Source organism: Paraburkholderia aspalathi, assembly GCF_905220735.1.
GTDB lineage: Bacteria > Pseudomonadota > Gammaproteobacteria > Burkholderiales > Burkholderiaceae > Paraburkholderia > Paraburkholderia aspalathi.
This window is the reverse complement of record NZ_CAJNBA010000005.1, coordinates 586,385-593,503: the sequence shown is the minus strand read 5'-3', so window position 1 is coordinate 593,503 and position 7,119 is coordinate 586,385. Positions and strand designations below refer to the sequence as shown.

At 62.0% G+C, this 7,119-nt stretch carries 6 protein-coding genes; 1 reads left to right on the top strand and 5 read right to left on the bottom strand.

Annotated elements, in window-relative coordinates:
- The first annotated feature begins 300 nt into the window (after nt 1-300).
- Nucleotides 301-1,227, top strand: a complete 927-nt coding sequence (locus tag KHO30_RS29245; RefSeq protein ID WP_200618747.1) for a bestrophin family protein — start codon at nt 301-303, stop codon at nt 1,225-1,227.
- Between the two features lie 11 nt (nt 1,228-1,238).
- Here the strand turns inward: KHO30_RS29245 and KHO30_RS29240 are convergent, their stop codons facing one another.
- From KHO30_RS29240 to apbC, 5 genes are all read right to left on the bottom strand, one after another.
- Nucleotides 1,239-1,982 carry a lysozyme inhibitor LprI family protein gene (locus KHO30_RS29240; RefSeq protein ID WP_211703065.1) on the bottom strand — a complete coding sequence of 248 codons (744 nt, stop codon included), beginning with the start codon at nt 1,980-1,982 and terminating at the stop codon, nt 1,239-1,241.
- A 2-nt stretch (nt 1,983-1,984) separates the two neighbouring features.
- Complete coding sequence (locus KHO30_RS29235) at nt 1,985-4,270, bottom strand: arginine/lysine/ornithine decarboxylase (protein WP_093636253.1); 2,286 nt, start codon at nt 4,268-4,270, stop codon at nt 1,985-1,987.
- 84 nt (nt 4,271-4,354) lie between these two features.
- Nucleotides 4,355-4,924 carry a dCTP deaminase gene (gene dcd, locus KHO30_RS29230; RefSeq protein ID WP_028200499.1) on the bottom strand — a complete coding sequence of 190 codons (570 nt, stop codon included), beginning with the start codon at nt 4,922-4,924 and terminating at the stop codon, nt 4,355-4,357.
- A 263-nt stretch (nt 4,925-5,187) separates the two neighbouring features.
- Nucleotides 5,188-5,721, bottom strand: a complete 534-nt coding sequence (locus KHO30_RS29225) for a superoxide dismutase family protein (protein ID WP_093636251.1) — start codon at nt 5,719-5,721, stop codon at nt 5,188-5,190.
- Nucleotides 5,722-5,852: 131 nt separating this feature from the next.
- Nucleotides 5,853-6,941 carry an iron-sulfur cluster carrier protein ApbC gene (gene apbC / locus KHO30_RS29220; protein ID WP_200618748.1) on the bottom strand — a complete coding sequence of 363 codons (1,089 nt, stop codon included), beginning with the start codon at nt 6,939-6,941 and terminating at the stop codon, nt 5,853-5,855.
- Between the last annotated feature and the right edge of the window lie 178 nt (nt 6,942-7,119).

Here is a 7,119-nt window from a genome sequence, read left to right as displayed (position 1 = left end):
AGTTGTACCGCTTCTGCCTTGAATTCTTCGGGTATGTTCCGTCTGCTCATTTCTCACCTCGTTTGGAGAATTATCCCCTTTAGAGGTGTCCATAGTCATTGGACCACTACAGTGCCGCCCCGCACAGGGGCAACGCTAATAGACCACTAACAATTCAAGGAAAGGCACCAAAGCCAGATCAAGGAAAGCCCAAAGCCCCAAGAACACGGCCAATGCCGCCGCCAAAGGCAAAAAAAACCATGCCCCACTGCCATTAGCGATAATAGACCCCCACCCGCCGAAGGCAAAACCCCCGCTGCGATGATCATCCGCCCCCACCTCCATTGGTTCCGCATGCTGCTTGCCTGGAGAGGCTCCGTCCTCCCGCAACTGCTGCCCAGGCTATTCCTCATTTTCTGCATCGCGATCGTGGCAGTCGCCGCCCACGACCACCTGCTGCCGGTCTCGCTCAATCTCAACACCACCACCCCATTCTCCCTGCTGGGCATAGCGTTAGCCGTGTTTCTAGGCTTCCGCAACAACGCCAGCTACGACCGCTGGTGGGAAGCCCGCAAGCTCTGGGGCCAGCTCCTGAACGAGTCCCGCTCGCTTACCCGCCAGGCCCTCACGCTGCAAAATAAACAGCTGCCAAAGGAAGACATCAAGGAGTTCGTCGCCGCCCTCAGCGCCCTCCCCCATGCCCTACGCCACCAGCTCCGCGACAGCGATCCGCGCGAAGATCTCGCCGCACGCCTGCCCAAGACGCTGTTTGACCGCGTCATAGCGTCGCGCTACAAACCGGCAACACTCCTGCTGTTTCTCGGGGAATGGGTGCAGCGCCACGCGCAAACAGGCGCGATCGATCCGATGGCAGTGCTCGCCTTCGATCGGAATCTGAATGGTCTGTCGGATGTGATCGGCGGTTGCGAGCGCATCGTGTCGACGCCGCTGCCCTTCGCCTACTCGGTGATGATTCACCGCACGGTGTATTTCTTCTGTGCGTCCCTGCCGTTCGGACTGGTCGACAGCATCGGGATCTTCACGCCAGTCTTCGCGGTGTTCGTCGCGTACACCTTCATGGCGCACGAAGCGATCGCCGCGCAGATCGAAGAGCCCTTCGGCATCGACGACAACGACCTCGCGCTCGAATCGATGTCGCTCGGCATCGAAGACGCCATGCGTGATCTGCTAGGAGAGCCGGCCGTTGCGCGGCCCGCGTCGCAAGCCGAAAGCCATGTGCTCACGTAAGCCGCGAACACTCAGCTGTTGCCGACCGTCTCCGACAAGCGTTTGAGCGTCGCCACCCGCGCACCGATGATATCGATACGGCTGTTTTCATCGATCACCGGCGTGGCGGCGTTGAGATACGCAGTCCAGGCCTTTTGGGCACGTGCAAGCGTCGGGCGCGAGCGCGCCGGCATCTTCGCTTGCAAGCGGCGGTAATAGCGGTTCAGATCGAACATCGCGTGCTCGCATTGCGCGTCCGCCGTACAGGCGCGCAGACGGCGCGGTGAGTCTCCGCCGCCGGCGCTGACCTTGGCCAGGGCGCTGCGCAGCGCAAGCGCGCGGTCACGCACCGGCTGTAATTGCATATCGGCTTCGGCCAGCACATACATCGTGCCGTGCGTCGTCTCGAACACGGCAGCGAGCAACTGCTTCTCGACATCGCGCGAGGCCAGCCAGCTTGCCTGGCTCTTTTCCCATGCTTTGCGCTGCGCCGGCGGCAACTTCGCCTGAAGCTGCTGCCATGCGCCGTCCAACGCGGCCTTCCAGCCGATCCGCGCGTTGTCCATACACTGCACCTGCCCCGCCGTCGACGACATGTCACTGCGCGCCAGACAGGTGCGCATCGACGCGTCGATCGGGTCGGCAGCGGCGACTTCGGCATGCGCCTGAAGCGGCGCGATGCCGAGCGCGGCCACCGACAGCGCCGATGTCAGGGCCAGCGCGCCAAACGCGCGCCGCCAGCCGTCAGCACCCAGCAGGGACTTCACCACCCACATCGTCAGGCGCGCACGCAATCGACGAAGTATTCGATGCGCCCGTTGATGGTTTCGCCGACAAGCCCGTGGATATCCGTGTGGAAACCCGGGAAGCGCTCGTTGAACTCGCGCGCGAAACGCAGATAGTTGACGATGGTCTTGTTGAAGCGCTCGCCCGGAATCAGCAGCGGAATACCCGGCGGATACGGCGTCAACAGGATCGACGTGACGCGGCCTTCGAGTTCGTCGATCGGTACCCGGTCGATCTCGCGATGCGCGAGCTTGGCGAACGCGTCCGACGGCTTCATTGCCGGTTCCATGCTCGACAGGTACATCTCGGTCGTCAGGCGCGCAATGTCGTTCGCGCGGTACACGCTGTGAATCTGCTCGCACAGATCGCGCAGACCGACACGCTCGTACATCGGATGATGCGAGACGAACTCGGGCAGCACGCGCCACAGCGGCTGGTTGTTGTCGTAGTCGTCCTTGAACTGCTGCAACTCCGTCACCATCGAATTCCAGCGACCCTTGGTGATGCCGATCGTGAACATGATGAAGAACGAATACAGGCCGGTCTTCTCGACGATGATGCCGTGTTCGGCCAGATACTTCGTGACAATCGCAGCCGGAATGCCGGATTCGCCGAAACCGCCGTCCATATCCAAACCCGGCGTGACGATGGTCGCCTTGATCGGGTCCAGCATGTTGAAACCGTCGGCGAGCGGGCCGAAGCCGTGCCATGCATCGTTCGGGCGCAGCATCCAGTCTTCGCGCGAGCCGATGCCTTCTTCCGCGAACGTCTCCGGGCCCCACACCTTGAAGAACCAGTCGTCGCCGTATTCGGCGTCGACCTTGCTCATCGCGCGGCGGAAATCCAATGCTTCGGCAATCGACTCTTCAACCAGAGCCGTGCCGCCCGGCGCTTCCATCATGGCCGCGGCCACGTCGCACGAGGCGATGATCGCGTACTGCGGGCTGGTCGACGTGTGCATCAGATAGGCTTCATTGAAGCGATGCTTGTCGAAGCGGCTGTTCTTCGAATCCTGCACGACGATCTGCGAAGCCTGCGAAATACCGGCCAGCAGTTTGTGCGTGGAGTGCGTGGCGAACACCAGTGCGCCGATGCGCGGACGGCCGGCGCCGATCGCGTGCATGTCCTGATAGAACTCGTGGAACTCGGCATGCGGCAGCCACGCTTCGTCGAAGTGCAGCGTGTCGAGCCAGTCGCCGAGCATTTCCTTGATCATCTCGACGTTGTAGATCACGCCGTCATAAGTGCTCTGCGTGATGGTCAGGATGCGCGGCTTGAGGTCCGGATTCTTGGCCAACGCTTCGCGCGCGAACGGATTCGCGAGGATCTTCTTCTTGATGTTTTCCGGCTCGAATTCGCTGCGCGGAATCGGGCCGATGATGCCGAAGTTATTGCGCGTCGGCGTGAGGAACACCGGAATCGCGCCGGTCATCGTGATCGCGTGCAGGATCGACTTGTGGCAATTGCGGTCCACCAGCACGATGTCGCCCGGTGCAACCGTGCCGTGCCAGACGATCTTGTTCGAGGTCGAGGTGCCGTTAGTCACGAAGAACACGTGGTCCGCGCTGAAGATGCGCGCAGCATTGCGCTCGGAGGCGGCAATCGGGCCGGTGTGATCGAGCAGCTGACCGAGTTCGTCGACGGCATTACACACGTCGGCGCGCAGCATGTTCTCGCCGAAGAACTGGTGGAACATCTGGCCAAGCGGGCTCTTCAGGAACGCCACGCCGCCCGAGTGCCCCGGGCAATGCCACGAATACGAGCCTTCGTCCGCGTACTGCACCAGTTCCTTGAAGAACGGCGGCGCGAGCGAATCCAGGTACACCTTGGTCTCGCGGATGATGTGGCGCGCGACGAACTCCGGCGTGTCCTCGAACATGTGGATGAAGCCGTGCAGTTCGCGCAGGATGTCGTTCGGCAGGTGGCGCGAGGTGCGCGTTTCGCCGTACAGGAAGATCGGAATATCGGCGTTGCGGCGGCGCACTTCGGTCACGAACGCGCGCAGCGCGATGATCGCGGCCGCCAGTTCCGGCGTCTCGCCTTCCACCACTACGTTATCGACGTACGGCAGCAACTCGTCGTCGTCGATCGAGAGGATGAAGCACGACGCGCGGCTCGACTGCTGCGCGAACGAAGTCAGGTCGCCGTAGCTCGTCAGCCCGAGCACTTCCGCGCCTTCTTTCTCAATAGCTTCGGCCAAAGCCCGGATGCCGGAACCCGAGATATTCTCGGAGCGAAAATCTTCGTCAATGATGACGACGGGAAAACGAAACTTCATGGGCGATTCTCCAAAAAGAACGACCGCTGCATTTGACTAAGCAGCGGTCACCCGAATAGCTGGTGGGTCAGTACGCTGCCGACGTCACGTCTTGGGCAACGTGACGCCGTGCTGACCTTGATATTTGCCGCCGCGATCCGCGTACGACGTTTCACAAATTTCGTCGCTTTCGAAAAACAGCACCTGGGCGACGCCTTCGTTCGCGTAGATTTTCGCAGGCAAAGGTGTCGTATTCGAGAATTCGAGCGTGACGTGTCCTTCCCATTCCGGCTCGAACGGCGTCACGTTCACGATGATCCCGCAACGCGCATACGTGGATTTGCCCAGACACACGGTCAGGACGCTGCGCGGAATGCGGAAATACTCGACGGTACGGGCCAGCGCGAACGAATTCGGCGGGATGATGCAGACATCGCCCTTGAAGTCGACAAACGACTTCTCGTCAAAGTTCTTCGGATCGACGATGGTCGAGTTGATGTTGGTGAAGATCTTGAATTCGTCGGCGCAGCGGATGTCGTAGCCGTAGCTCGAGGTGCCGTAGCTGACAATCTTCCGGCCGTCTTCGGAGACGCGGACCTGATCCGGTGCAAACGGCTCGATCATGTTGTGCGACTCGGCCATGCGCCGGATCCACTTGTCGGATTTGATAGTCATAGGTGAACGCTGCTCGACTTGAGTGACAGATGTGTGACGGGTAACGATCCGGCATAAGGTCCGGGCCGGGCGCCGCCGATTACGCGCTCCGGGCTGGGCGCCCCCGGCTACGCGCCCCCGCCGAAAGGCGCTTATTTTACGCGATCAGGAGAATGCTGCCGCGGAAGGGACCTGAGAGTCGTCCCCGGCACCGCGAAAGGCTTGCCGCAAGGCCATTCAAACGGCTAACCGCTTGCGCCGGATGAACCCGCAGGGCATTGCCCTCACTGGCGAATCAACCCGCATGCGAGCGCGGGGCCCGCGCCATGCTGCGGATACGCGTAAGGGTCGGTCGCGTCGTGATGCAGCAGAACCGCGCGTTGCAGCACCGAGCGGATACCGTCGAGCGACACGTCCGGCGCAACGATGAAGCCGGTGGCCACGCCGTTCGCGTCCGCATGGATGTTGCCGAGATCGCCTTCGACCCGGGCGCCGGTTTTCAGACGCTCGGCTGCCGGCGAGAACACCGGGCCGGCGCTGGAGCCGTCGGCGGCATTGCAGTCGCCACGCTCATGCACCTGCAACGCATGGTCGCTATCGGGCGGCAAGCCGGAGAGATTGTAGGTGACCTGCACACCGTCCGAACGCTCGATGAACGTGACGAGACCGCGTGCCTGATTGCCCACGGTGGGCAGCAACTGCGCGTCAGCACGCTTTTCCTGTGGTCTCAGGAACGTGCTACAGCCGCATAACAGCACACTGCTGGCAGCCAGGACGATGAACGCATGCACCGCCTGCCCGTCGATTCGTTTTCCCATGCGATCCTCTTGCCGGCCTGGTGGCCGCCCCTGCGGCCGCCGAGCCGAACTTGTGAAGTCGACATGATACCGCGAGACCAGCCGCAAATTGGCGACTTGGCCCCGCTTTAACCCCTTGTCCGAACGGCGAGTCAGGTGTTCTGGACGACGATGCTGGGAAACTTCGAGGTCATGTCGCGCGCCCGCTCGGCGATATGGATCGCAACCTTGCGCGCGATCGACCGGTAGATCTCCGCGATGCGCCCTTGCGGGTCCGCCACGACGGTGGGTTTGCCGGAGTCGGCCTGCTCGCGGATGGCGATGTCGAGCGGCAGGCTGCCGAGCACGTCGACACCGTATTCCTTGCCCATCCGCTCGCCGCCGCCCGCGCCGAAGATATGCTCTTCGTGGCCGCAATTCGAGCAGATATGCATACCCATGTTCTCGACGATACCGAGAATCGGAATGCCGACCTTCTCGAACATCTTGAGCCCCTTCTTCGCGTCGAGCAGCGCGATGTCCTGCGGCGTCGTGACGATCACGGCGCCCGTCACCGGCACGCGCTGCGACAAGGTCAGCTGAATGTCGCCGGTGCCCGGCGGCATGTCGACGATCAGGTAGTCAAGATCTTGCCAGTTGGTCTGCCGCAGCAGCTGTTCGAGCGCTGAAGTGGCCATCGGGCCGCGCCACACCATCGGGTTGTCCTGCTCGATCAGAAAGCCGATCGAGTTGGCCTGCAGACCGTGGCCGGTCATCGGATTCATCGACTTTTCGTCGGGTGATTCCGGACGGCCGGTAATGCCGAGCATCATCGGCAGCGAGGGGCCATAGATGTCCGCATCGAGAATGCCGACCGACGCGCCTTCGCTCGCCAGTGCCAGCGCGAGGTTCACGGCGGTCGTGCTCTTGCCGACGCCGCCTTTGCCCGACGCCACCGCGACGATGTTTTTAACGTTCGGCAAGAGTTTGACGCCGCGCTGCACGGTATGCGCGGCGATTTGCTGGGACACCTCGACGCGCGCGTTTGCCACGCCGGAAACGGCTTTCAGCGCATCGGTGAATTGCGTGCGAATCGCTTCAAACTGCCGTTTGGCCGGATAGCCGAGTACCACCTCGAGGCTAACCGTGTCACCCTCCACGGCCACGTTCCTGATGTTCCTGGCAGCCGCGTAGGGCTTGCCCGTGTTGGGGTCAGTGACGGCCGCGAGGGCAGCGTCGACCAAAGCCCGATCGATACTCATTGACACTCCGTGGGGAACACTTGCGGCGCGGTGGAATCCAAGTCTCCGCCACGCGCCAGAATTTGAAAAAAATTGTTAGGCAGCATTGCTAAAACCAGGCGTGCCGTGCACCCTTCGGGCAGGCGGAACGCATGGGGTCGCATCGCTGCGTACTTCAGTCATCATTGTAGTGGCTGGC